The organism is Heliomicrobium undosum (assembly GCF_009877425.1).
Classification (GTDB): Bacteria; Bacillota; Desulfitobacteriia; order Heliobacteriales; family Heliobacteriaceae; genus Heliomicrobium; species Heliomicrobium undosum.
The window spans coordinates 100,094-125,584 of record NZ_WXEY01000010.1 but is presented as its reverse complement, the minus strand read 5'-3'; the positions used below and the strand labels follow the sequence as shown (position 1 = coordinate 125,584).

The following is a 25,491-nucleotide window of genomic DNA, read 5'->3' as shown; positions in this document are numbered from 1 at the left end:
TTACAAAGGTGCCGTCGAGAGCTCGGGCGGCGTAGCCAACGTCCGTCAGTGTATGTCAACCGAGTTTAAATGTTAAGCGTTCTACTGGTAATTACAGCTTTTATCCTGACACTAATCAACATTAATAGAGTAATTAGGGTTGCAAAAGATGAAGATAAAGGAATTCTGTACTTTTCGTTTGCCTTTCAAACAATAGCCTATATAGTAATAATTTACGTAATGGTGTTTTCACATTAATCCTAATTTACGAGTTTGTAGAAGGCAACTGTACAGTCCGTCATATCGACGGGCTTTTTTCTTTTGCCGGTCACGGACCAATCTTCCGGATGCTAGTATATCGTGGGACGACGCAAAGAAGCAGGCCCGATTCTATAAATAAAATGAATGAATCAAAGCGGCGGCCTTTGCTTGCCGCCGCTTTTTCAGATCAATGGGGGGGGTTGATCCCACGGGAATGGTAGGTCCAGTTGCTCCCGTTGTTGTTGTCCCAGTTGTTGGCTGAATCCTTGAAGCAGAAACGAAGCTCGTCCTGTTCCATGTTGACGGTGCACTGCCAACCGTGGCAGGTGCGCTCCATCCGGTGATCATAGGGGTTTTTCCAGTCATTACCGTAGCCGGCATGGAGGTAAACCTGCTGGGCGCCCGACTTGCTCAAGATCCCGTCATAGACGATCGTCACATCCCTTCCGTCTCCCAAGAGGGGACGGATCTTAACCGGTTGATTGGCCATGCCCGTCGTTCCGGTCGTTTGGCATCCTTGACCATATGCCTGTTGTTGCCCCATCATATACACGACCTCCCTTTTTGTCTCCAAGTACAAACGGTCCATAGCTAGTATGGTTCCAAGTGTCGCTTCTTCACAGCCGTAAAAATCTGGTGGCGGAGGAAAAGGCGGCAATTCCCAGATGGTCTCCCGCTTTTTCTAAAGCGCCGGATATGGTAAACTAAGAATCTGAAAATTACCTTTTTCCGGACGATTCACCGGAGGTGGCTTAGACTGGACAGGCATGCGCTCATCCTGGCAACCCTCGCCGACATGTATCCCGACGCCCGTTGCGCCCTGAATTTCCGCAACCCCTTCGAATTGCTGATCGCCACCATGCTGGCCGCCCAAGCGACGGACAAGTCCGTCAACCGTGTCACCCCTGCTCTATTCGCCAAAGCGCCCACGCCGGAGGCGATGCTCCTGCTGACGCAGGAGGAGTTGGAGGACCTGATCAAGAGCATCGGTCTTTACCGGAACAAAGCCCGCAATATCCTGGCGGCCTGTCGCACCTTGGTGGAAAAACACGGCGGACAGATTCCTAGCTATAGGGAGGGATTGGAGGAACTCCCTGGGGTGGGCAGGAAGACGGCCAATGTGGTGCTGGCCGAGGCGTTTCAGGAACCGGCGATCGCCGTGGACACCCATGTCTTCCGTGTCTCCAATCGTCTCGGACTGGCGCAGGCCAAAGATGTGGTCAAAACGGAACAGGAACTGATGAACAACATTCCCCGGAACCTCTGGGCCAAGGCCCACCACTGGCTGATTTTTCACGGACGCCAGGTTTGTCATGCCCGCAAACCGGCCTGTGCGGACTGCCGGCTGGCTGAACGATGCCGGGAACATACAGGGTTGAAACTTGAGACAGGGGAGGAAACCGAATGAAGATCCTCACAACGATGCCGTTTCCCGAATGGCACCGCGAACGTCTGGAGAGAACATACCCGGGCATACTGTGGCGGATTTGCCGCTCTACCGGCGAGGCGCTGGAATTTCTGCCAGGCGCTGACGTTCTCGTCACCTACGGCGACGGCCTGACGACGGATGTGTTGCGGCGGGCGCCGAAACTGCGATGGATTCAATCCTTTGCTGGCGGCCTGGAACACATCCCTTTCGACGTGCTGAAAGAACGGGAGATCACGCTGACGAGCGCCAAGGGCGTCCATGCCGTTCAGGCGGCGGAACACACCCTGGGTGTCATGCTGGCCTTCGTCCGCCAGTTGCCCTTCTTTGTCCGCATGCAGGAGCAGGCCCGCTGGGAGGATCATGTCAAGCTCGATGAGATCCATCAAAAGACGGTCTGCATCGTCGGGCTCGGCGCCATGGGCGTGGAGATCGCCCAACGCGCCCTCGCCTTCGGGATGCGCGTCACCGGGGTGAACAGCGATGGCCGGGGTGTGGCGGGCGTACATAAGACCTATCCCCGCGACCAGATCGATCTTGCCATCGCCGAGGCCGACTTTGTCGTTTTGGCGATGCCCCTGACGGCGGCATCAGAACAGCGGTTCGGCGCCCATGAGTTTTCCCTGATGAAACGCTCGGCGGTTTTGATCAACATCGCCCGGGGTAAGGTGATCGATGAACCGGCCCTGGTGCGGGCATTGCAAGAGGGTCAGATTGCCGGGGCAGCCTTGGATGTCTTCGTGGAAGAACCCCTTTCCGCCGAGAGCCCCTTGTGGAAGATGCACAATGTGATCATCACGCCCCATGTGGCCGGCCGCTCTCCGCACTACCTCGACCGGGCGCTGGAGATCTTCGAAACGAACCTGGAAGCTTTCTTGGCGGAAAAACCGCTGCCCCTGAACGTGGTCGACCTGGAAAAAGGGTATTGATACAGCTTGCCCTTTTCGCAATACTACCCTCGTTGGTATCGCCTATTTTGGGAGAGCCGCCGGCGCAAGCCGCAGCGGCTCTTTTTTTGCGCCTTCGTCAACAGTAACCATGTTTGAGTCGCCCAAAAGAAAAATAGGACTTTCGTCCCATGCATCCCAGTGGGTATAATTGGATCAAGAAGAGCCGACTTTGGGAAAGAGGAGGCGGCGCCATGAAACAGCAGTTTAAGGCGGATCTTTTTACCGTTATGACCCGACAGGGGGTTCAGGTGTCTCCCCAGATGATCAACGAGATCGAGATGATGGTCGATTCGTTCACGGCGACTACCCTGAGTTCTTACGGCAAGACACTGGAGAACCTTTCCCGTTCCAACCCCCAGTTGCCCATTCAAGAACTGATCGAACGGGCGAGGGTCATCCATGAACTGGTCAATAAATGATGCGAGTAGAACATACATAAAGAGAAGGCGAAAGGGCTGCCCTATTTTCGAAGAATGGGGCAGCCCTTCGATATTATTCATGGATGGGTTCTTTATCCGGTCTCAGGCTGAGCAGGCGAAGGGCGTTCAGGATGACCACCAGCGCTGCGCCGGTGTCGCTCAAGACGGCCAGCCAGAGGTTGAGCCAGTTGGGAAGGATCAAGAGCAAGGCAACAGCCTTGACGACGAGGGCGAAGATGATGTTCTGCCGGATGATGGACAGGGCTGAGCGACCGAGACGGATGGCGAAGGGAAGCTGTTCCAGCGTGTCGCTGGCGAGGATCACGTCGGCTGTCTCCATGGCCATGTCCGATCCGTAACCGCCCATGGCCACGCCGAGGTGGGCCGCCGCCAGCGCCGGCGCGTCGTTGATTCCGTCGCCGACCATGGCGACGCGGCGCTCGGGGCGCATCAATGCCTGCACGGTCTCCGCCTTTTCTGCCGGCAGCAGTTCGGCGCGCACCTCGTCGACGGACAGTTCGGCGGCGATGCGGCGGGCCGTGTGGCTGTTATCGCCGGTGAGCATGGCGATATGGTTGACACCGGCCGCTTTCAGGCGGGCCAAGGCGCGGCTGCTTTCAGGCCGGCAGGCGTCGGAAAGGGCGAAGAGGGCCAGCGGTCGCCTTTCATCGGAAAGCAGGCTGACGGTATAGCCATCGCGTTGCCACGCGTCGATCTGCGCGAGAAGATTTTCCGAAAGGGCGGATGCGATCAGGCTGCGCCCGGGCGACGTGAGGGCATAGCGGACACCGTCGATGACGCCGGCCACACCGGCGCCCGGCAGGGCGGCATAGTCTTCCGGTTCCGATAGGGCGGCGTGGGCGGTTGCCGGAAGGCGTTCCTCGGCAAAGCGGACGATGGCTGCCGCCAGCGGGTGCGATGACCGCCGCTCCAGCCGCCAGGCGATGGAGAGCAACGCCTGGTCATCATGTTGATCCGGCGGCGCCACGTTGACGAAACGGGCCACTGCGGGCCGGCCTACAGTCAGGGTGCCCGTCTTGTCAAAGGCGATGGTGTTGATCCGGCCCAGTTCCTCCAAGTGTGCGCCGCCCTTGATCAGGACGCCTTGCTTGGCGCCGTTGCCGATGGCGGCGACGATGGCCACGGGCGTCGAGATGACCAGCGCGCAGGGGCAGGATACGACGAGCAGTTCCAGGGCGCGGTAGAACCATTCCTCCCAGGGGGCGCCGAAGAGGGGCGGCACGATGGCCACCAGAGCGGCCAGGACGATCACGGCAGGCGTGTAGACGGCGGCAAAACGGTCGACGAACTGCTGTGAGGGGGCGCGGCGCGACTGGGCCTCTTCGACGAGGCGGATGATGCGGGCGACGGCGCTGTCCGAAGCCGGACGGGTGACCTGGATTTCCAGGAGCCCATTTTCATTGACCGTGCCGGCGAAGACGCCGTCGCCGGGCTCTTTTTCCACCGGCGTCGATTCGCCGGTCACCGGCGCCTGGTTGACCGATGAGGCGCCGCGCAGGACCCTCCCGTCGAGGGGGATCCGGTCGCCGGGACGGACGATGATCACATCGCCGGGGATGATCCGCTCCACCGCTTCGGTTGATTCGACGCCATTGCGGGAGACGGTGGCGACAGCCGGTGTCAGGGAAAGAAGCGAGCGGATGGAGCGGCGCGTTTTGTCCAGCGTTGACGCCTGCAGGACCGCCCCGAGGCTGAAGAGGAAGACGACGGCGGCGGCCTCGGACCATTCCTGGATGGCGATGGCGCCGGCCACAGCCAGGATCATCAGCACGTTCATATCCAACGTCAACGTTTTCAGGGCGGTCCAGGCGGCGCGGGCGATGGGCCAGCCTCCGGCGACGATGGCGAAGGTGTAGACAAGCGGGGAGAGGGTTGTCGCCGCCGTCTGGTCGAGGAGGAGGCCCAGCGCCAGGCCCAGCCCGGAGAGGACCGGTCTGGCGGCGCGGAGGTTTACACGTCGCCATAGGGGCTCGTTGCCCGCCATCGTTCCTGTCTCCTGTCCTGCGCTCGGTCCGCCGGCGCCTTCAGGCAGCCGCAGGCGGTAACCGAGACTGGAGACAACAGAGGTAATGGCCGGCAGGGAGAAAGCTGGTTCGATGGGTGAAAGGGTCAGCGCGCCGGCGCCGAAATCGATACGGACCCAGCGTACACCCGCTTGTTGAGAAAGGATCTTTTCCGCCTTGGCGGCACAGTCGGCGCAGTCGAGGCCGTCGATGTAGTAGCGGAGGACAGGCTCAGCCGTGACTGCAGCCGCCGTTGTTGCGGCTTCCGCAAAAGCGGATGCGGCGGCTGTCACTGCCGCTGGCGCGCCTATGCCGGACGCGATGGCGATGGTTTGCGCAGAGCCTGCGGCGGTTTGTTCAGAGCCTGCCGAGCGGGTTTCTACTGATGTTGAAGCGCTGCAGGAGCAAGCACAACTGCCGTTGCATGTATTAGCCATGATGTGACCTTCTTTCGAGTAACATATGAATACCTACTCATATGTTACTGCGAAGAAAAGCCGGCGGTCAATGGTTTTTTCCGGTATGCAAACCCAGTTCCGCCAGCGCTGCTTCGGTGACTCGCCAGGGGTGGCGGGGCAGCTTTTCTTCGGCAAAGAGGGGAATCAATTCTTGCGGTCGAACCGGTTCCGGCCCCGGTAACAAACCGGCCGTATAAGCCAGGAATCCGATCACCTTTTCCGGCTCGATCCCCTGTTCCTGTAGGGAAGCGATGGCTGTGCCCCCGTGCCGTTTGGACAGGCGGGCGCCATCGGGGCCGAGGACGAGCGGAACATGGCAAAAGTCCGGGACCGGCATGTCCAGGGCGTGATAGAGCAGGATCTGGCGGGGCGTTGAGGCGAGCAGGTCGTCGCCGCGCAGCACATGGGTGACGCCCATGAGGGCGTCATCGACGACGACGGCCAACTGGTAGGCGGTGACGCCGTCGGCGCGGCGGACGACGAAATCGCCGACGGCCTGGCGCACGTTCTGAGAGATGGGACCGGCCACAGCGTCGACGAAGGACAGGCTGCCTTCGGGGACCTGGAACCGGTAGGCGCATTGGCCTTTTTTGCGCAGCTTGGCCTCCCAGGCCTCCGGGGTCAGGTTGCGGCAGATCCCCGGGTAGGGAGGGCCTTCCTCGCTCAAACCGTGAGGAGCGCGAGCCAGTTCGGCCAGGTCCTTGCGGCTGCAGGCGCAAGGAAAGATTCGCCCTGAGCGCAGGAAGAGATCGACAGCCGCATCGTAAAAGCCTTGCCGCCGGCTTTGTTCATAGGGGCCGCAGGGACCGCCCACATCAGGGCCTTCGTCCCAGTCGAGACCGAGCCAGCGCAGATCGGCGAGAATCTGGCGGGCGTAGGCCGCGACGGAGCGGGCGGGGTCGAGGTCCTCCATGCGCAGGATGAAGCGGCCCCCGAGCCGGCGGATCTGCAGCCAGGTGAGCAGCGCCGTTCTGGCGTTGCCCAGATGCAGTTGCCCTGTCGGGCTCGGCGCGTAGCGACCGGCCGGGAAATCGGAAAAAGGACGGGAAAGGGACAGATTCATGGAAAAAGCCTCCGAAAAAGAAGTACAATAACCTTATCACGAGCGGGGTAGGAGGCGAGGAAGGTTGCGGCAGGTCGATTCCGGTGGAATCACCGTGCTCTATGCCAACGATCCGGCGGAACTGCCGCCGGAGGCGCAGGTTTTCGTCAGACCGAATCTCCGGGGCAACCGTTTGTTGTCCAATGATGGCGGAATGCTAGCCTTGACGATTTCCTCCCTCGAAGAAGATGACGAAGCATCGCCGGTGTTGATCGCCTGGGATGAGGAGCGGCTCATTGTCTACTCCGGCGCCAACCTGCCTGTGCTTGACCGGTGCCTGTCTGCAGCGGACACAGGGGAGTTTCGACCCGCTCACCGCATCGTTTTCTTCCTGATCTCGGAACTGTTCGACCAGAACCTGCAGACCTACGGGAGCATTGAAGGGGAATTGGACTGGCTGGAAGAAAGCATCGCCCTGCGGGAAAAGCCCATCCCCATTGACCGTCTCTTCAGCTTGCGCAGGCGCCTGTTGACCTTGCACCAGGACACCTTCGCCAAGCGGCGGTTGATCAACAAGCTGATTGAGCACCTGCACCTGCAAGGCGCGACCGGTTCCGAGATGATTCAGGAACTGCGGGATCTCTTAGAAGATCTTAACGAACTGTCCTTCGAGATTCAAGGGCTGCGCGAGGCCTTGCAGGGCCTGATGGAACTCCGCCTGTCCCTCCAGGGCCAACGGGCCAATCAGATCATGCAGAAGTTGACCGTCGTGACCTCCATCTTTTTGCCGCTCACCTTTATCGTCGGCGTCTACGGCATGAATTTCGAGGTCATGCCGGAGTTGCGCTGGCCCTACGGCTACTACGCCGTCATGGTCGCCATGGCTGTGATCGCAGGAATCCTCCTGGTGTATTTCCGCCGCAAGCGCTGGTTTTAAGAGCATTTTTTGTCTAGACCTTTCGCAGAGATCTTTTTAGAGAATTTATCAGAGAAATTTTTCATTGAAAAAAGAGAAAGAGTTGATCATCCATGATTCTCGTCAGTTCCTGCCTGCTCGGCATCCGGTCCAAATACGACGGTTCCCAAAACACCGTCGATAGTCTACTCGACCTCTGTCGCCGGGGCCTGATCATCCCTGTCTGCCCGGAACAACTGGGCGGCTTTACGACCCCTCGTCCGCCTGTGGAGTTGCAGGGAGAAGGCGGCGGCGACGCTGCCCTGGATGGACGGGCGAAAGCCGTCAACGGCGACGGCGTCGACGTGACCGACGGCTTTATCGAAGGGGCGCGCCAGACGCTGCGCATTGCCCGGCTCTTCGGCGCCACGGCGGCCATCCTCAAGGAAAGGAGTCCCTCCTGCGGCGTTCACCTCATCTACGATGGCGCTTTCGCCGGAAACCGGATCGCCGGACAGGGGGTGGCGGCGGCATTGCTGCGCCGGGAAGGAATCCCGGTCTACTCGGAGGAGGATCTTACGGAAGAACTGTTGGAAGCCCTCGTCAAGGATGCAGCGAGCAACCTCGCTGCCAACATTGCGGTACAAAAAAGACCATCCTAAACGATTGTTTGCAACCGTTACATAGCAGGGAGGCAGGAAAAAGGGTTTATTGGCCGCCGGTTAGGCGCAGCACACCGCCGACAGCCGTCTGCCGGATACGGTCACTGACACCGGCCTCCTCGGCGGCTGCCAGCAGCCGCCGCAGCGGCTCGTCGACCGGTTCCTGCGAGAGGATGAAGGTCTCGTAGTGCATGGGGATGATCGTGCGGGCGCCCATGGCCAAGGCCATCTGCAAGGCTTCCTCTGGCGTGGCGTGCTCCCGGTGGAAGGCCTCTGGGGCGTAGCCGGCGATGGGAATGAAGGCTGCGTCGACACCGCCGGGACAGGCCGACCGGACCGCCTCGGCAAGAGCGGGGGCGAAGGCCGTATCGCCGAAAAAGGCGATGCTGCGGCCGTTCTTTTGCAACAGGTAGAGGAGGGTTTCCCGCGGCGTCGACAGGGAGTGGCGCCGGCCGATATGGGGGGAGGCGAAGGCGGTGACCGTTACGTCCTTCAAGCGGTGCGTGCCGTAGCCGCGCATCGGCGCAAGGGAGAGCGGGATGCCGGCAACAAGCGGATCGTCTCCTTCCGGAAGCAGCAGCGGCGTTCCTGCAGGAAGCTGGCGCAGGCTCTTCGGATCCAGGTGATCGACGTGGGCGTGGGTGACTAGGACACCGTCAAGGCTGTCGATGTTTTCGGGGTTGATGGCGGACGCCACCCGTCTTCGCATGAGGGCCACGCGATCGGAAAAGACCGGGTCGGTGATCAGGCGGACGCCTTCAAACTCGATGATCCATGTGGAGTGACCGACCCAGCCGCAATAGATATCATTCTCATGCCCCAAGGGCAGTGTCAACCGATGGGGCGCATTGCCCATGGGATGGGACAGTTCATATTTCAGATTGCGAGCGATGACACGCAAGATGGGCGGATAGTCGAGCGCCAACAACAGCAGCAGGAGCGCCGCCAGGAAGACCGCCAGCCAGAAACCCCAGGTGATGAGCTTCATCGACTCATTCCTTTCTGAAGGAAATGCTGTCCCTGTCATTTTCGCCCTATCGGCGCAGACCTATCCCGGAAGGCGGTTGGCGAATTTCCGGTTGACGCTCTCCGCAAGGGCGCGTATAATACCGGCAGGGGGTATGTATCAATGGTGACGATTGATTACAGCATTTGTGACCGGATGAAAGGTTGCCCACCTGCGCGGCGTTGCCCGGTCCAGGCGATCATCCCCGTCGGCGGGGGAGGGTTCTTTAACCGCAAGGTGGACCGTTGGGAGATCGACGAGAGCAAGTGCACGGGATGCGGCATCTGTATCCGTGTTTGCCCGCAGAACGCGATCAGTAAAAAACCGAAAAAGTAACGGAGTCAGCATCATTTTCGAATCAGGTTCATCGAGAGTTCATGAAAAAACGCGGCGTCGCACGAAACGACACCGCGTTTTTATCGTTGTTATAATCGACGATCATCTGCGCCGCTTCTTCCGGGTCGAAGCCGGGTCGGTAAGGCTTCCCGTTCAAGCGGATTTAAACGGATCGCCGGGCCGCGCCGGAATAGGACGTGAAGAGGACCCCCACAAAGAGCGCCATGATCACCCCGGTGGCCGCGATGATGGGCGATAGGGGAACCTGCGCCTTCGTCGCCGCCGTCAGCAAGGCCACACCGGAGAACATGAGCGTGTTTTCCACAAAGTTCTGGATGGCAATGGTCTTGCCTGCGCCGATGGAACCGTGGCCCTCATGCTGGAGCACGGTGTTCATCGGCACGATGAAGACGCCGCCGCTGAAGCCGACAGCCAGTAGCGCTGCGACCGTAAAGGGCACCGTCTTGATGAGCAGAAAGGTGAAGATGATGGCGACCATGACGACGCCGTAGCGTCGCGATTTTTCGTAGTCTTGGAAACGGATCAGCCGCGGCGTGACGGCGGCGCCGAGAACGATGCCTACGCCGGTCACGGAGATGAGCAGGGAGATGGAGGTGTTTGTCATGATCGCCAAGGTGACGGGAATCCATTGAATGACAACGAGGCGCAGCACCGCCGAGGAAAGCCAGAAAGCCCCCGTGCCGATCAGGGAAAACCGGCAGGCCGGCAGCCGCCAGAGCTGAGCGATGTCGCTGAAAAAGGCCGGAACGGCCTGCAAGCCGATGGTGATCGTACGGTCGCCGGCTTTTGACGGGATGAACAGGGTCAGCGCCATCGATGTCCCGTACAGGGCGGCGCAGGCCAGCAGGGCAAGGGGGACGGAACGGTCTGAGAGAATGCCGCCGGCCACTGAGCCCGTGAGGATGGCCAGGATGGTAAAGCTCTCGATCAGCGAATTCGCCTTCAGGAGCTTGGCTTCCGAATCGGTCAGTTCCGGCAGGATGCCGTATTTCGCCGGCGAGTAGGTGACAGCGCCGACGCCGACGACGGCGTAACTGATGGCGGGATCGACGCCGGCCAGGAGCAGGGCGATCCCTGCCATTTTGACACCGTTGCCGATGAGCAGGATCCGCGACTTGGCCTCCCGATCAGCCAGGCGGCCCACCCAGGGCGCCAGGACGACATAGGCGAAGAGGAAGGCCACCTGGACGAGGGGGAGGTAGTGGTCGGGCAGTCCTTCCAATTTGATGATGGCCAGGGTGATGAAGAGGATCATGTTGTCGGCGAAGGCGGAAAAAAATTGGGCCGCCAGGAGCGCCGTCAGCGGACGGAGCCTGGGAGGTCGCTTGCCCTTGGCAGGAACTTCCGGCGTTTGCCGGGGGAGCCTTTCCGGCTGCTCAGGCACTTGCCATGCCCTCCCTCTCATCGGCCTCATCGTCGTCGGTCTCTTCGGCCAAGTCCTTCGCGATCGCCTCGGCGTAGACCGTCTTCAGGCTCACATAGTCTGTTTTGCCGCTGCCCAGCAGGGGCAGGCTGTCGAGGTGGCAGAGGCGGGCCGGAACGAGCAGGGGAGACTGGCCCGAGTTGGCGATAAAATCGCGGAGCGCCTGCCGGGAAGCGTTTTTAACTGTGGTAAAGAGGATCACCTGCTCGCCCTTTTTGCCGCCGGAGACGTTGACAGCGGCCACCTCCGTCGAATCAAAACAGCGGGTGGCCAGTTCCTCGATCAGGTTCAGGGAGACCATCTCGCCGCCGAGTTTGGCGAAGCGCTTGAGCCGCGAGAGGATGGTGATGAATCCACGGGCGTCTTCTTCCACCAGATCGCCGCAGTCATACCACTCGCCGGCGGGGACGAAGCCTTTGCCGTGGATCAGGTAGCCTTCCATGACGTTGGGTCCTTGGACGAAAAGGTTGCCGCCCCGTTCAATCCCGTCCACCGGTTCGATGCGGTGTGTCACATCGGGGAAGATGCGCCCCACGGTGCCCGCCTTGAAGCAGAGGGGGGAGTTGATGGCCAGGAAGGGCGAAGCCTCTGTGCAGCCGTAGCCTTCCAGGGAGCGCAGGCCGAATTTGTCCAGCCAGAGCCGGCGCGTCTCCTCCTTCAGTTTTTCCCCGCCCGTGACAACGTAGCGGATGGAGTAAAAGTCGTAGGGGTGGGCGTGCTTGCCATAGCCTTGCAAGAAGGTGCCTGTGCCGAAGATGATGGTGGCGTTGCGGTCATAGGCGATTTCCGGGATGATCTTGTAGTGAAGCGGTGTGGGATAGAGGAAGACCTCAAAGCCGCAGAGGAGGGGGATGAAGACGCCCTGGAGGCCGAAGCTGTGGAACATGGGCAAGGCGTTGAGCAGTTTGTCCTTTGCCGTCAAGGCGACGACAGTGCAGGCCTGCATCACATTGGCCTGGATGTTGTCGTGGCGGAGGATGACGCCTTTCGGTTTGCTTTCGCTTCCCGAGGTGAAGAGGATGAGCCGCTCCTTACCCGGCGTGGTTCGTCGCTTCCATGCCACGTTCAGGAGGGCCTTCAGTTTGCCGAAGGAAGTGACCTCTTCCCGCACATCCTCCAGGTAGAGGATGCGCGCCTTTTCGGCTGCTTTCTCCACATGGGCCTCCAGGCCCGCTTTTTCGATGAACTGCCGGGAGGTGATCACCGTCTTCAGTTCCGCCGTCTCGCAACTGTCGAGGATCCCCTGGGGGCCGCTCGTGAAGTTTAAGATGGCCGGGGTGATGTTGATGCGAAAAAGGGCGAAGAGGGTGACCACGTGGGCGGCTGCGTTGGGCAGCATGACGCCGACACGATCCTCGCCGGCGATCCGCCGCTTGAGCGGTTCGCTCAGGGCGTAGATCCCCAGCAGCAGTTTGCGGTAGGTCAACTTCTGGTTGATATCCTCGATGGTCTCCTTGTTCATCCCGAACAGTTGCGCCGCGTCGAGCAGTTCGTTGAAGAGATTGATGCCTGGGTGGTAGCGGCTGCGAAAGAGCGCCAGTTCGAGGGCTTTCAGGATCCGGTCGCTGCCGGCGGCCTTCTGGTCTTTTTGATTCATCCCCTTCGCCGTGCGCAGGGAGAAGGGCTCGTCGACATATATGGTGATGGGTGGGAACCAGCGTTGCGGCATCTTGCCTTCCAGGCGGGAAAAACGCGAGTGCTGGGGGCCGTCGATGCCGACGGGGTATACGGGGACGCCTGTCTTTTGGGCGATGAAGGCGATCCCGTCATAAATTTTCATGATGCCGTTGGTCGTCGTGATCCGCCCCTCAGGGAAGAGGACGACGCTCATACCGCCCTTGATGGCGGAGACGATGTCACGGATGGAATAGGGATTCAGGGGGTCGATGGGGATATGCTTGCGAAAGCGGAGCGCGAAGGAGAGCTTGGCGGCGATTCCGGTGTTGACGACGAAGACGATGTCTTCCGGCAGGAAGAGGCCCAGGATCAGTGCGTCGAGAAAAGAGACGTGGTTGGGCATGACGATGAGCGGCCCTTCGTTCCGGAGGCGTTCAAAGTGCATCAGCCGCAGGCGGAACAGGCGTGACAATAAAAAGCGCAGGATCGGAATGAGCAGTTTCAGGCGGCTCCCCCCCTTTTACACTATCAATTCAGTATAGCAAGAGACAATGGTGTCGGACTAGAGTGCTTGTTGGCAAAAAAAACCGCCGCCTCTTGACTCTGGCGGCGGTTGGGCGTCATCCCTTCGTTGAGCGGGTCTGGTCAACCGGTTCCGGTATTATCCGCTTGAGCGCTTATGCCACGTCAATGATCAGACTTGGAACCGTTCCACAGCTTCGCGCAGATTCTCGGCCATCTGCAACAGGCTATGGCTGGAAGCCGAGATCTGTTCCATCGACGCGCTCTGTTCCTCTGTGGCGGCTGAGACCGATTGGGACTGTCCGGCGATCTCCTTGCTGATGCCGTCTGCTTTTTGCACCATGGCGGCGACCTGCTTGCCGCCAGCGGCCAGTTGCTCCACGGCGGCCGTGATCTCCTTCACCTGGGCGGTCACCAGGACAACCCGATCGGAGATGGTCATGAAGGCTTCTCCCGCCCGGTGAACGACCTGGGCGCCCTCGGAGACCTCCCGGGAGCCGTCATTCATCGATTTGACGGCAGCCTCGATTTCGCGGCGGATCTCTTCGATGAGGACGGCGATCTGGCTGGCCGAATCCTGGGACTGTTCCGCCAGCTTGCGAACCTCCTCGGCGACGACGGCGAAGCCGCGGCCCTGTTCGCCGGCACGGGCGGCTTCGATGGCGGCGTTCAAGGCGAGCAGGTTCGTTTGCCCGGCGATGCCGGCGATCAGGTCGACGATCTGGCCGATGGCCTGGGAGCGTTCGTCCAGGTTGGCCACGACCTGAGCCAGGCCGGTCACTGTCGTCTCAATGCGGTTCATCTGCGTTGTGGCGGCGCCGATGGCTGTCCGGCCCTCTGCGGCGGCCTGGGACGTTTCACCGGTCAATGCCGAAACCTCATGGCTGATGACGACCGCCTTGTCGGTGCGGGCGCCGATTTGTTCCATCACCGACGCCGTCTCTGTCATCGCCTGCAGTTGCGCGTCATTTCCCTCGGCAACGGAGGTGATCGCCTCGGCTACCTGGGCCGAGGCTTGCGCCGATTGCTCCGCTGCGTCAGACAACTGTAGGGATGATTCGGCCAAGTCGGCCGAAGATGTCTTGATCTTGCCGATCAGTTCCTTCAGGTTGCCCTGCATCCGGTTCAAGGCGGTGGCCAACTGGCCGAACTCGTCATCAGAATGAATCTCAATGGCGGCGCGCAGGTCGCCGGCGGCGAACTTGTCTGCCCCTGCCACCATCTGCTCGATGGGGCGGCGGATCATGCGGGGGAACAGGTAAAAGGAAGCTCCGCCGGCAATAAGGGCGATCAACGCCAGGGTAATGGAGATGGTTTCCATACGGTTCGCGTCCGTCTTTGTGCCCGTCACGCTCTGATTGAAAAGATCCTGATTGAACTGGACGAAGTCGTCGAGGGTTGCCATAATCTGGGTGGCTTTCGGCACCAGCGTTTTGGCGATGGCCTGAGAACGATCATGATGGGTCCGGTACCCGTCGATGTCACCGCGGCTGAGGGCGGCGTGCTCCTCATGGACCGATGGCATCAGTTCGTTGAGAACGCCGTTGCGCCAGTCGATCGTGGCGGCCTTCAACTGGACCACCTTTTCTTTTCGTTCCACCAAAGCCATCTCGTGGAGTTTATCCTCCATGGCGAGAACCTTGGCGATCTTCTGCTCATACTGGGTGCGGTACTTCTGGTCGCCGTAGGTCATGTAGCCGCGCACATCGGCCACAGCGCCCTGGTACTCGGCCTCGATGGTCAGGACGAGGACCAACCGCTCGTTGGAGATGGTCATTTCCTCAAGATGGCGGGAAGACGATTGGAGCGAGTAGTAGGAGCTTCCGCCCAGGAGCAGCACGAGAGCCAGCATGATGACGAAGCCGAGGCTAATCTTTTTGCCGACAGTTAGTTTCATTTCATAGTAACTCCCTTCTTCGTGAATCGACGTATCACTTTTTCTTGGGAAAAAAAGTAGTAGCACAAGCGGCGTTATAGAGATTACAGATTTAAAGACTTTTTCGACAAAGACAATAGTTTTCCTTCGGGGATATACCTGAAAGATAAAGGAAAAGAAATACGCCCCTCCGGATTCGAAAGCCGGAGGGGCGTAACCCTATCCTATTCAGGAGATTCCGCGTCAAAGACTGTAAAACTGGCTATATTGAACGTTTCTTAGTGAAACGGAAGTTCAACCCCCTGTTCTCCCGCCGGCGCCAGCCGGATGGCGCACCCCTTCAACTCGGGGATGCGGCAGATGGGATCGGTGGCATCGTTGGTGAGGCGGTTGGTAGGTGTCTCGGCGTAGTGAAAGGTCATGAAGACGACGCCCGGCGGAACGCCCTCTGTCACTTGGACCGATGTGACCACCCGCCCTCGCCGCGATTCCACGAAGGCGCGATCCCCATCTTTCAGGCCGAAGCGGGAAGCGTCGCCGGGATGGATCATCGCTTTCTCCTCCGGCGCCATCGCAGAGAGCTTGGAAGAACGGCGGGACATGCTACCCGTATGGTACTGGTAGAGGATACGGCCTGTCGTCAGGAGCAGGGGGTAGTCGCGGTCGGGCAGTTCGTCGGCCTCCAGGTGTTCGACGCGGTGGAACTTGCCCTTGCCGCGGGTGAAGCGCTCCTCATGGAGAAAAGGCGTCCCGGGGTGATCCATGTCGGGGCAGGGCCATTGCAACCCCACTTTTTCCAAGCGTTCGTGGCGGATGCCGCCGTAGAGGGGAGTGCTGCCGGCGATCTCCTCCATGATTCCCTTCGGGTGATCATACCGCCAGGGCAGCCCCATGCGATTTGCCAGCGCCGTGAGGATCTCCCAGTCGGAGCGGGCGTTGCCGGGCGGTTCGACGGCCTTGCGGATCAACTGCACCCGCCGTTCCGTGTTGGTGAAAGTCCCGTCTTTTTCGGCGAAGCAGGCCGCCGGCAGGACCACATGGGCCAGACGGGCTGTCTCGGTGAGAAAGATGTCCTGGACGACGAAGAAGTCGAGCCGCCGTAGCGCCGCTTCCACATCGCTGCTGTCCGGGTCGGCGAGGATGGGGTTTTCGCCCATGATGAAGAGCCCGCGGATATCACCCTCGTGGATGCCGTGGAAGACCTCGGGGACGGTTTTGCCCACCCAGTCAGGGAGAGACTCGACACCCCAGAAGGATTCGAAAAACCGGCGTTCCTCCTCTTCCAGGATGTGGCGATACCCGGGGTAGTAGTTGGGGAGGGTGGCCATATCACAGGCGCCCTGCACGTTGTTCTGGCCGCGCAAGGGATTGACGCCTGTCCCTTCGCGGCCCAACTGACCGCAAAGGACCGATAAGTTGGCTACGGCGAAAACGTTATTCGTCCCTGAGGTGTGCTGGGTGATGCCCATGGCGTAGACGATGGAGCCACGCTCAGCCTGGGCGTATAGACGGGCAGCTTCGGTGAGGTCCTTGGCGGGGACGCCGGTCAGTTCCTCCACCCGCTCCGGCGTGTAGTCCGTCAGCCCCTCGCGCCATTCGTCAAAGCCCTCGGTGCGGGCGGCCACGAAGTCCCGGTTCCACCAGCCTTCGCGAAGGATGACATGGGCCATGCCGTTCAAGAGGGCCGTGTTCGTGCCGGGCCGGAGGCGGAGCCAGAGGTGGGCGTCTTTGACCAGGTCGATCCGGCGCGGGTCGATGACGATCAACTTGGCGCCTTTTTTGGCTGCCTCGCGCAGCCGGTAGCCGGTGACAGGCTGCGTCTCCGTCACATTGGCCCCGATGATCAGGATGACGTCGGCGAAGGGCAGTTCATTGAGGCCGTTGGTCATGGCGCCGCTGCCGAAGGCTGTCGCCAGGCCGGCCACGGTCGAGGCGTGGCAGAGGCGGGCGCAGTGGTCCACATGATTGGACCGGAGGGCGACGCGCATGAACTTTTGAAAGAGGTAGTTCTCCTCATTGGTGCACTTGGCCGAACTGAACCCGGCCAGGGCATGGCCGCCGTATTGGCTGAGGAGCGATTGGAACCGCTGGCTGACCAGGTCAAGCGCCTCGTCCCATGTGGCCGGTTCGAGACGGTCGCCGCGCCGGATCAGCGGCTCCGTGAGCCGGTCCGGATGGTGGATGAACTCCCAGCCGAACTGACCCTTTACGCAGAGTTGTCCCCGGTTGGACCCCGATTTGTCTCTGCCGACGCCGACCACCTTTCCTTCATGGACCTTCAGTTGAAGTTGGCAGCCGACGCCGCAGTAGGGGCAGGTCGTCCGGATACCTTGCGCGTCGGCGGAGATCTTCGACTTGGCTATCTTGAGGGCAACGGGTCCCTTGCGGGGGACGACGGGCGTTTTTTTGAGCGGGATGGAAGGCGTTTTTTTGGGAGACAGCGATGCGGGAGCGTCCACCGGGGCGAAGCGCTTTTCATCGGGCAGGGGGACATGTGATTTTTCTGGCATAAGGCTTGGCAATCCCCTACCAGGGGTGATGGACGGCGTTTCGACGGTAGAAGAAGTGTCAGACCTTTGCGCATACGAAGCAAAAGCCGGATTTTCGAGCAGCGCCGCCGTCGGGCATACGTTCAGGCAGATGCCGCAGTGGTCACAGGCGGCATTTTCTGACGCCGTTTCAGCGGTTTCACCGGAAACGCTTCCCGTTGCCCGGAGGGAGGTCAGACCGGTCGAAGGGCAGAGGCGCTCGCAGGAACCGCAGCCGGTGCATTTTTGCTCATCCCGCTGAAGGAAGGGGTTGCCCACATTCAGCGGAAGGGGCGGCACATTCACCGCCGGGTAGAGCGGGAGAGAGGGGTGTTCCGGAAGCAAGGCCAGTTCCCCGGCGAATTCGACATTGTAATCTTGGGCGTAGCGGCGGAGCGCGCAGATTTCCTCTTTCGCGCATTCGGCGCATTCGATCCGGTGACCTTGGAGCATGCGCAGCAGGTTGGCCCGGCGTTCGTCGCGGACAGCGGGGCTTTCGATGCGCACCGCCAGTCCGTCCTGAAGCGGGAAGGCGCAGGCTTTGACCAGCCGGCCTGTCTGTTCCTCCTCGACGACACAGAGCCCGCACCCGCCTTCCCGGTGCAGGCTGTCTTCGTGACAGAGGTGGGGGATGGGAATGCCCACCTCCTGGGCCAGTTCAAAGAGGGTCATCCCCCGCCTGCCCTGCAATGGTTGTCCATCGATCATCACGCGCAAAAAGGAATCTGTCTTCAACATATGTGCCGCCTCCCGGGAGAACATGCCCTTTTTCTCTAGCATTATCCCGAGAGGACAAAAAATACCCCTACCAGGATGATCAGAAAAGACAGCCCCCGTGAAAGGGTCTGCCGCGTCATCAATCGCAGCCTCCGTGACAGGTAATAGAGGAAGAGAATCAGGAAGGCGAACCAGAGGGAGGTGCCCAGCAGCGCGCCCAGATAGGCGGCGATTTTCTGGTTGACTTGGGGTAGGGAAGACATGAAGAGCAGGATGGGGAAGTAGCCCAGGGGATTGATCAGGGAACCGATGACGCCGAGCCAGCAACCGCCCGTGTGAAAACCGAAGGGATTCGCTTTCAGCGTTGAAGCCAAGCCCATGACGATCAGAAAGAGGCCGGAGAATTGCTTGAAGATGGCGCCGGGGTTCCATTCCAGGTTGAAGCCGAGAGACAGGGCGCTCAGGCAGAGGAAGATCAGATTGTCTGTCACCAGGGTTGCCAGGGCCATCTTGACCGCTTCCTTGCGGGAATAGCTGAGACCCGATTCGAGGATGTACAGGTTGGGCAAATCGGGGGAAGCGGAGATGGCGACGCCCAGGAAAAAGCCCATGACCAGCGCGTCCACAGCGACCACCTCACCGCTAAAAGATGGAGCCACCTTACCTGCTAGAAGATATGGAAGGAAGGAAACTTCCATGCCCCTCGTTGCAGTAGGACGAATGTAAAAAAGGAAGCGTTGGTCGAAAGCCGTCGATAGAGTACAATGGGAGGGAATCACGCAAGGAAGGTGACAACACATGTCCATGGAACAACAAGTGACAACGGAACAACAAGCATACATCTCCCCAAAAGCCCTGATGACGCCCAGCCTGCAGGAAGCCCTGCTGGCCTGGGAGGCATTCGGTTTTTTTCGCCCCATGTTGGAGGACGAGACCATCGGGCTGGCTCGCCGGCTGTGTCAGGTTTTATACGGGATCCCCGGTTGCGGGGCAGGGGAGGCCTCGGCCCAGAGCCTCTATTGGAACCTATTTGAACGGCTTGTCGGTTATGGCGAGTTGAGCCGGTCGCCGGTGATCGGCGATGCCTGGCAGAATTACTTCCTCGATCACATGCTTTTGGTGGAAACCAGCTTTTCCAAGAAGGCCCAGTACGGCGATGCCGGTCTGGGCGCCGCGATGCGGGAGGGACTTGCCCTCGAATTGGCCAACCTGCAAACCCTCTTCCGGTTGTCTGCCGACTGGTGGCAGGCCCAAGCGCAGGCCGCCTCTGGTCGTCCCGCGCCGGTCTGGAAAGAGGTGCGTCCCCTCGCCGAAGAGATGGACTCGCTGCCGCAAAAGGCGCGGTGGGAGATGAAAAAGGCGTTCGCCTGTTGCCCCGACTGGCGCGAGGCGGCGCCGGCGCTCGCTCGGTATCACCGCCAGTTCGGTTCCGGCCGCTTCGCCCATTTTCTCGCTTTTCGCTGGGAGGGGCAGTTGACCGGCGTCACCCGGCCCGATCCCATCCGCCTCGAGGAACTGGTCGGCTATGGGCGCCAGCGGGCAGAGGTGATCGAGAACACGGAGCGGCTGCTGGCCGGATACCGGGCGAACAACGTCCTGCTCTACGGTGATCGCGGCACCGGCAAGTCGTCGACTGTCAAAGCGCTGATCCACCGATTCGGCGATCAGGGCTTGCGCCTGGTAGAGGTCCCCAAAAGCCGGCTGGCCGATTTCCCTCTCATCGTCGACATGCTCAAGGAACGCCCCCAGAAGTTCATCCTCTTCATCGACGATCTGTCTTTTGAGGAGGGGGAGGATTCCTATAAGGAATTGAAAGCGGTCCTGGAGGGGGGCATCGCCGTGCGCCCCGACAATGTGGCCATCTACGCCACCTCTAACCGCCGCCACCTGATCCGGGAGGTGGTGACTGATCGCCAGCCCCATTTCACCGACGATGGGGAACTGCGCCCCGGCGACACCTACCAGGAGAAGATGTCGCTGGCCGATCGCTTCGGGATCACGGTCACCTTTTTAGCGCCGGGGCAGGAGGCCTACCTGGAGATCGTGGAAACGCTGGCCCGGCAACAGGGGATCGAGATGGATTCAGAAGAACTGCGCCGGCTGGCCCTGCGTTGGGAGATGCGTCACAACGGACGTTCCGGTCGGACGGCGCGGCAATTCATTGATTCGCTCGCGCAGGAGAAAAAGTGAGGGCGGCTCCGGTCAGATCGTTGCCGCGCGCGGCGAAAGATTTATTATGGATGTTTAATGTCTTATGGACTTTTACCTGAGTGTCTTTTTCAGGGAGGGATTGCCGTGAGCCGCTACATAAAAAGTGGAACGAATCCGTCTGCCGGGCAGAGACCAGGCCGGCGGTGGGGAGGCGCCATCAGCGCCGCTATCGCCTGCTTGCTGGCTCTCCCTGCATGGTCGGCAGAGACCGGCGCTTCCGCATGGGCTGCTGAGACTGCTCCCAGCCTCCGGAGTGTTTCGAACAGCCCGGTAGTGGAAAGCCGCCCTGATATCACCATCGAGGTCAACGGGCGAAAACTCAACCTGACACCGCCGCCGCTGCTGGCGGACGATCGAACGCTGGTGCCGCTCCGGGCTGTGGGAGAAGCCATGGGCGCCCGGTTTGCCTGGAACGGGCAGACGCGGACTGTTGAGATCGAGCAGGATGCGCGCACCATCCGGCTGTGGCCGGATGTGCGATACATCTCTATCGACAACAAGTCGCAATCGATCGATGTGCCGCCCCTGTTGCGGGAGGATCGCGTATTTGTCCCCTTACGGCTTCTCTGCGAATCCTTCGGCAACGAGGTCATCTGGGATGGATCCAACCGGACGGCCCGGATCACCGTCAAGGGTGCCCTTTCCGGCGCCGGATTGGCCTATTCCCAGTCACAGGAACTGGCTGTGTTCGGCGTACGCCTGGGTGACGGTTCAGAACGAGTCCGTTTCTTGCTGGGAGAGCCTCGCCGGATCGATCCCGGGGAATATGGCTTTGAATGGTGGGTCTACAACAGTGATCCGGCGAAACTGGTCATGGTGGGCATCGGGGGAGGACGGGTCCAGGCGGTGTTCACGGCCGCCCAGGGCGTGACCGTGGGCGGCATCCCCATGGATGCGCCACGCACCGTGATTGAAAGCCGTTATCCGCTGAAGGCGACTGTAACGGCGAAAATCCCGGAAGGGGATGTACAGTTCCAACTGTCGAGCCAGGATCTCAAAGAGCGGCCCCTCTGGGCGGATGGGGAGAAATCGGTTGTATTCTTCCTGGATAGCGCCCGCGAAGGCCGTTTGACCGGCATCCTGCTGATCGATACAAAAACAATGATGGCGCGAACCCAGTATTCCTACCAATCACAACTCTGGAATTGGGCCAAACCCCCTCGGACGCAAACGCCGGCAGGGGAGGCGCTGCAACAGTTGACCCGTGGCTACGAACGCCAGGTCGTGGATATTACGAACGCCATTCGCGTTTCTCTGAAAGGCAATCCTGTATCCTGGGATGAGGACATGGCTGTGCTGGCCCGAGCCCACTGCCGCGATATGGCCGATAACCGGTTCTTCAGCCACGATTCGCCGACCAAAGGAACCTTCGCCCAGCGGGTGGAGCGCTCGGGCGTCCCTTACCGCATTGCCGGCGAGAACTTGGCCATGGGGTATGTGGATGCGATACAGGCGACCTATTCTTGGCTAAACAGCCCTGACCACCGTGAAAACCTGCTGAGTTCGGAGTACCGGTCCCTTGGCGCTGGTGTCGAGTTCGGTCGCCACGCATCGGGGGAGACGGTTCGCTATTACGCGCAGGAGTTTGTGACACGCAAGTGATAGTCTTTCACACAGGATAAGCCCCCCTTCTTTTCGGCAGACTAGCCGGAAGAAGGGGGTTTTTTTATGGCCGAAAAGACGATCCTTGCCTTTTTCAACACGCCTGAGGCGGCCGAAGCGGCGAAACAGCAACTGACCGGACAGGGCTATGAGACGGTCCAGGTGGACCAGGTGAGCCATATGCCGAACCCTGATTCGGCGGAGCGCTACTTCAGCCCCTTGACAGGCGATGAGCGGCGCAGCCTCACCTCACTGGTGGAGGGAATCGAACGGGACAACGACACCCGGGTGATGGCCGCCGCTATGCCGACGGCATCAGGGATGGCCGACGGCGCGACCTTCGTCACTGGGGAGAACTACCTGGTCACTGTGGTCTGCGACAGTGAGCGCCAAGAGCAGGCCAAGGGGCTGCTGGCGGCCCACGGGGGGAATGTAGACGCCTGAGGAAGCGCCGCCGTGATCCCACTATCGCGGACACGCGGTTGTTACGGAGGATATGGGCTCGTTACAAGGAGGATTGACCATATGGATCGCTGGCTGGGATGGCCTGTTGACCGGCTCCTGATCCTGTTCACGTCTATCGCCTTTGCCATGGTCGCTGTTCAGGTGACCTTGTTTCACTACCGGCAGAACTTTCGCCACTATGCCATGTGGGGCCCGGTCATCGGCCTGCCCGTGGCCGCCCTGATCGGCCTGGCGCTGACCATCCGCGACGCCCCCATCTGGCGCTGGCTCTTTTTCTTCGCCCTCGTCGCTGAACTGGGCAGCGGATTGGCGGGCTTCTACTACCATGCCAAGGGGATCGGACAGCGCGTCGGCGGTTGGGGTGTCAACAATGTCATGGTGGGACCACCGCCGGTGCTGCCGATCATGGTGTCAGCCCTGTCGTTGCTGGGGCTGCTCGCCCTGTACCTGTAAGGAGGGGGCGCCATGACGGTGAAAACGATTTATCCCGAATATGACGTGATGCGGGAGAGCCCCCACTGGGACGAGAACACGCGCGTCTTGGTGGAAAAAAGGCTGCAGCCGCCGGCGATGCCCCATGTCTTTACCCCCCTCGAATTCTCTATCCTGAAGGCGGTCATCGGCCGGCTCGTCGATGAGGGCGACGAGAACCTGCTCGCCCGGGTGGCGGGGCAGTTGGACCGTCACTTGGCCGAAAAACAGGGTCAAGGGTATCATCCCGTCACCCAGTTGCCAGAGGAACAACTGCTGCGCGGCGGTCTGGCCTGGCTGGACGCCACGGCCTTGCAACTGTATCAGCGTTCATTCCTGCAGTTGGCGCCTTGGGAGATGGACGATATCCTCGGCAAGGCCCAGCGGGGGGAAGTGACCTGGACAGGCCTGTCGTCGAAAGATTTTTTTAAAAAAATGCTTCGCACGGCTATCGACTTTTTTTACTCCCAACCGGAGATCTGGTCAGAGATCGGCTACGGCGGTCCGGCCTATCCGCGAGGCTACTACCGGATCGAATACGGCCTGAAAGACCCTTGGGAACCGCGGCTTGACCCGGCGCGGGTGGAGGAGCGGGCCAAGGAAGGCATGGGGCCAGGCCCCGTGCGGAGGGTTGACCGATGAACCATGAAACAGGTTTGGCCTGGAAGTGGCTCGAAGATGAGGTGGACGCCGTCATCGTCGGGGCAGGCGCCACCGGCGCTGTGGTGGCCCGCGACTTGGGTCAGGCGGGACTGCGCGTCGTGCTCATCGAAGCGGGACCCTACTGGGAAGTGAGCCGCGACTTCGTCAGCGACGAACTGCACATGCGGCGGACCGCCTGGCGCTACAAGCGTTTAACTGCCGGGACGAACCCGCCTGAACTGGGCCACAACACCTCCGGTTCCGGCGTCGGCGGCGGCACGCTCCACTTCACCGCCGTCGTGCCTCGCTTCTTCCCCTCCGATTTTCACACCCGCTCAGCCGACGGGGTAGGGGAGGACTGGCCCATCACCTACGAGGATGTGGCGCCCTACTACAGCAAGATGGAAGCGGAGATTCCCGTGTCCGGCCCGAAGCACTACCCCTGGGGGGCCTTCCATGGCCCTTACCCTTACCCGGAGCGGGAGCCCATTGCAGGCACCCACCAGGTCCTGCGCATCGGTTGCGAAAAACTGGGCGTCCGCAGTTCCGTCGCCCCTTTGGCCATCCTGTCGGCGCCCTACCGGGGCCGTCCGCCCTGTATCAACCGGGGTTTTTGCGCCCAGGGCTGCCTGCCCAACTCCAAGTTCTCCACCCTGATCCACCATATCCCTCAGGCCCTCGACGCCGGGGTGGAACTGCGCCACGGCTGCATGGTCAGCCGGGTGCTCTGCCGCCCCGACGACCGGGTGGAAGGGGTCACCTTCCTCTTTAACGGTCAGGAGTACCGGCAGCGGGCGCGGGCGGTCATCCTTTGCGCCTCGGCCATCGAGACGCCCAGGCTGCTGCTGATGTCGGCCGACGCCCGCCACCCGCAGGGCCTCGCCAACAGCAGCGGCATGGTGGGCAAGTGCTTCATGCTTCATTCCGGCCATGAGATCATGGCGAGATTTTCCGAGGAAATCCTGCCGTACAAAGGAACGCCCATCCTGGCGTTGACGCAGGAATTCTATGAAACCCCGGCCGACGGCTCGCGAGCGCGCGGCTTTTCTATCCTCGCCCACGGTTCCCGGCCGCTGGCCTTCATGAACATCGTCGCCAAAGCGTCCGAATTGTGGGGGAAAAACCTGCGTGAGATCAGCCGAGACTACAACTACTTCGCCCGCCTGTCCATCGTCGGGGAGACCCTGCCCAGCGAAGTCAACACCATTACCTTGTCCGATCAGAAAGACGATGTCGGCCTCCCGGCGCCGCAGGTGACCTTCACCTTCGGCGACAATGATCACAAGGTGATTGCCGCCGGTGTGGAGATGTGCAAACGCATCCTTGAAGCGGCCGGGGGCAAGGTGGAGTTTGTGGCGCCCGATACGTCCCATATGCTCGGCGGTTGCCGGATGGGCGACGATCCCCGGCGTTCCGTCGTCGACAAGTGGGGCCGCGCCCATGATCACCCCAACCTGTTCATCGCCGATACATCACTCTTCGTCACCTCCGGCGCCTCCAACCCGACCCTAACGGCCATGTCCCTGGCCTGGCGTACGGCAGACGCGATCAAGGAGGCTTTCCGGCAGGGGGAACTGTAAAAGGCCCTTCGAAAAAAAAGTCGGTGGAGGCCTCGTCTTCCCACGAAAGGGAGGATGAGGTTTCTCCGTTTATGCCTGACAGCAGAAACGGTAATACTGCATGAAAGGGACTTTTTAGCGGAGGGGTTTGAAAAGCGTGGAGGAGTGCCCGGTCAAATTTTTTCGAGGCTTATTTACGGCGGTTTTAATCAGTGTGCCCTTGTGGGGCTTGATTGCCGGGATCGTTTGGTTGGCCTGGCGGTAGAGCACAGACTGCGCGGTCCTCAGGCGTGGCGGCCTTTTACGTATGAATTTCATATTTTTTCATGTTCACTTTTCATCCCGAAAGGCAGGCGCTTAATCAGGCGTCTGTTTTTCA

Annotated in this window: 21 protein-coding genes; 12 read left to right on the top strand and 9 right to left on the bottom strand. The window is 60.6% G+C overall.

All coding sequences use genetic code 11. The features are described 5' to 3' along the window. Positions 1 to 427 precede the first annotated feature (427 nt). The gene (locus GTO91_RS10860) at positions 428 to 787 is read right to left on the bottom strand and encodes a carbohydrate-binding protein (RefSeq protein WP_161258736.1); all 360 of its coding nucleotides are present in this window, start codon (positions 785 to 787) and stop codon (positions 428 to 430) included. Positions 788 to 997: 210 nt separating this feature from the next. On the opposite strand from GTO91_RS10860, the gene nth reads away from it, so the two are divergent. The 3 genes from nth to GTO91_RS10845 all read left to right on the top strand — a co-directional run bounded on the left by nth (position 998) and on the right by GTO91_RS10845 (position 3,035). Continuing rightward, complete coding sequence (gene nth / locus GTO91_RS10855) at positions 998 to 1,648, top strand: endonuclease III (RefSeq protein ID WP_268894857.1); 651 nt, start codon at positions 998 to 1,000, stop codon at positions 1,646 to 1,648. Continuing rightward, positions 1,645 to 2,595: a D-2-hydroxyacid dehydrogenase gene (locus tag GTO91_RS10850; RefSeq protein ID WP_161258734.1), complete on the top strand. Its 951-nt coding sequence runs from the start codon at positions 1,645 to 1,647 to the stop codon at positions 2,593 to 2,595. The genes nth and GTO91_RS10850 overlap by 4 nt, the downstream gene beginning before the upstream one ends. 212 nt (positions 2,596 to 2,807) lie before the next feature. Next, positions 2,808 to 3,035, top strand: coding sequence for a hypothetical protein (locus GTO91_RS10845; RefSeq protein ID WP_161258733.1), 228 nt, complete (start codon positions 2,808 to 2,810; stop codon positions 3,033 to 3,035). Between the two features lie 73 nt (positions 3,036 to 3,108). Here GTO91_RS10845 and GTO91_RS10840 read toward each other — a convergent pair whose 3' ends face one another. After that, entirely contained in the window at positions 3,109 to 5,496 is a 2,388-nt protein-coding gene (locus GTO91_RS10840) for a heavy metal translocating P-type ATPase (RefSeq protein WP_161258732.1), read from the bottom strand. A 67-nt stretch (positions 5,497 to 5,563) separates the two neighbouring features. Continuing rightward, positions 5,564 to 6,580, bottom strand: a complete 1,017-nt coding sequence (gluQRS, locus tag GTO91_RS10835; RefSeq protein ID WP_161258731.1) for a tRNA glutamyl-Q(34) synthetase GluQRS — start codon at positions 6,578 to 6,580, stop codon at positions 5,564 to 5,566. 64 nt (positions 6,581 to 6,644) lie between these two features. On the opposite strand from gluQRS, the gene GTO91_RS10830 reads away from it, so the two are divergent. Both GTO91_RS10830 and GTO91_RS10825 read left to right on the top strand, forming a co-directional pair. Next, positions 6,645 to 7,496 (top strand): CorA family divalent cation transporter, encoded by an 852-nt coding sequence (locus tag GTO91_RS10830; RefSeq protein ID WP_161258730.1) that lies wholly within the window; start codon positions 6,645 to 6,647, stop codon positions 7,494 to 7,496. Between the two features lie 92 nt (positions 7,497 to 7,588). Then, the gene (locus GTO91_RS10825; RefSeq protein ID WP_161258729.1) at positions 7,589 to 8,116 is read left to right on the top strand and encodes a DUF523 domain-containing protein; all 528 of its coding nucleotides are present in this window, start codon (positions 7,589 to 7,591) and stop codon (positions 8,114 to 8,116) included. Between the two features lie 46 nt (positions 8,117 to 8,162). On the opposite strand, the gene GTO91_RS10820 is transcribed toward GTO91_RS10825, so the two are convergent. Next, positions 8,163 to 9,104, bottom strand: a complete 942-nt coding sequence (locus GTO91_RS10820) for an MBL fold metallo-hydrolase (protein ID WP_161258728.1) — start codon at positions 9,102 to 9,104, stop codon at positions 8,163 to 8,165. Positions 9,105 to 9,245: 141 nt separating this feature from the next. On the opposite strand from GTO91_RS10820, the gene GTO91_RS10815 reads away from it, so the two are divergent. Beyond that, positions 9,246 to 9,458, top strand: a complete 213-nt coding sequence (locus GTO91_RS10815; protein ID WP_161258727.1) for an ATP-binding protein — start codon at positions 9,246 to 9,248, stop codon at positions 9,456 to 9,458. A gap of 163 nt (positions 9,459 to 9,621) precedes the next feature. On the opposite strand, the gene lplT is transcribed toward GTO91_RS10815, so the two are convergent. From lplT to GTO91_RS10790, 5 genes are all read right to left on the bottom strand, one after another. Continuing rightward, positions 9,622 to 10,863 carry a lysophospholipid transporter LplT gene (lplT, locus tag GTO91_RS10810; protein ID WP_207709008.1) on the bottom strand — a complete coding sequence of 414 codons (1,242 nt, stop codon included), beginning with the start codon at positions 10,861 to 10,863 and terminating at the stop codon, positions 9,622 to 9,624. Further along, complete coding sequence (locus tag GTO91_RS10805; protein ID WP_235919532.1) at positions 10,856 to 12,991, bottom strand: AMP-binding protein; 2,136 nt, start codon at positions 12,989 to 12,991, stop codon at positions 10,856 to 10,858. The genes lplT and GTO91_RS10805 overlap by 8 nt, the downstream gene beginning before the upstream one ends. Before the next feature lie 222 nt (positions 12,992 to 13,213). Then, on the bottom strand, positions 13,214 to 14,938 hold the full coding sequence (locus GTO91_RS10800; RefSeq protein WP_161258726.1) for a methyl-accepting chemotaxis protein: 1,725 nt from the start codon (positions 14,936 to 14,938) through the stop codon (positions 13,214 to 13,216). A 257-nt stretch (positions 14,939 to 15,195) separates the two neighbouring features. Continuing rightward, positions 15,196 to 18,183, bottom strand: coding sequence for a formate dehydrogenase subunit alpha (fdhF, locus tag GTO91_RS10795; protein ID WP_161258725.1), 2,988 nt, complete (start codon positions 18,181 to 18,183; stop codon positions 15,196 to 15,198). Between the two features lie 41 nt (positions 18,184 to 18,224). Beyond that, entirely contained in the window at positions 18,225 to 18,821 is a 597-nt protein-coding gene (locus GTO91_RS10790; RefSeq protein ID WP_161258724.1) for a hypothetical protein, read from the bottom strand. 139 nt (positions 18,822 to 18,960) lie between these two features. On the opposite strand from GTO91_RS10790, the gene GTO91_RS10785 reads away from it, so the two are divergent. The 6 genes from GTO91_RS10785 to GTO91_RS10760 all read left to right on the top strand — a co-directional run bounded on the left by GTO91_RS10785 (position 18,961) and on the right by GTO91_RS10760 (position 25,133). Beyond that, a complete protein-coding gene (locus GTO91_RS10785) occupies positions 18,961 to 20,352 on the top strand; it encodes an ATP-binding protein (RefSeq protein ID WP_161258723.1) in 1,392 nt (463 codons plus the stop codon). A 105-nt stretch (positions 20,353 to 20,457) separates the two neighbouring features. Further along, positions 20,458 to 21,975 (top strand): stalk domain-containing protein, encoded by a 1,518-nt coding sequence (locus tag GTO91_RS10780; RefSeq protein WP_161258722.1) that lies wholly within the window; start codon positions 20,458 to 20,460, stop codon positions 21,973 to 21,975. 66 nt (positions 21,976 to 22,041) lie between these two features. Beyond that, positions 22,042 to 22,419 (top strand): hypothetical protein, encoded by a 378-nt coding sequence (locus GTO91_RS10775; RefSeq protein ID WP_161258721.1) that lies wholly within the window; start codon positions 22,042 to 22,044, stop codon positions 22,417 to 22,419. Between the two features lie 81 nt (positions 22,420 to 22,500). After that, positions 22,501 to 22,893, top strand: a complete 393-nt coding sequence (locus GTO91_RS10770; protein ID WP_161258720.1) for a hypothetical protein — start codon at positions 22,501 to 22,503, stop codon at positions 22,891 to 22,893. Positions 22,894 to 22,905: 12 nt separating this feature from the next. Then, on the top strand, positions 22,906 to 23,553 hold the full coding sequence (locus tag GTO91_RS10765; RefSeq protein ID WP_161258719.1) for a gluconate 2-dehydrogenase subunit 3 family protein: 648 nt from the start codon (positions 22,906 to 22,908) through the stop codon (positions 23,551 to 23,553). Further along, positions 23,550 to 25,133 (top strand): GMC family oxidoreductase, encoded by a 1,584-nt coding sequence (locus GTO91_RS10760; RefSeq protein ID WP_161258718.1) that lies wholly within the window; start codon positions 23,550 to 23,552, stop codon positions 25,131 to 25,133. Before GTO91_RS10765 ends, GTO91_RS10760 begins: the two co-directional genes overlap by 4 nt. The last annotated feature ends 358 nt before the right edge of the window (positions 25,134 to 25,491 follow it).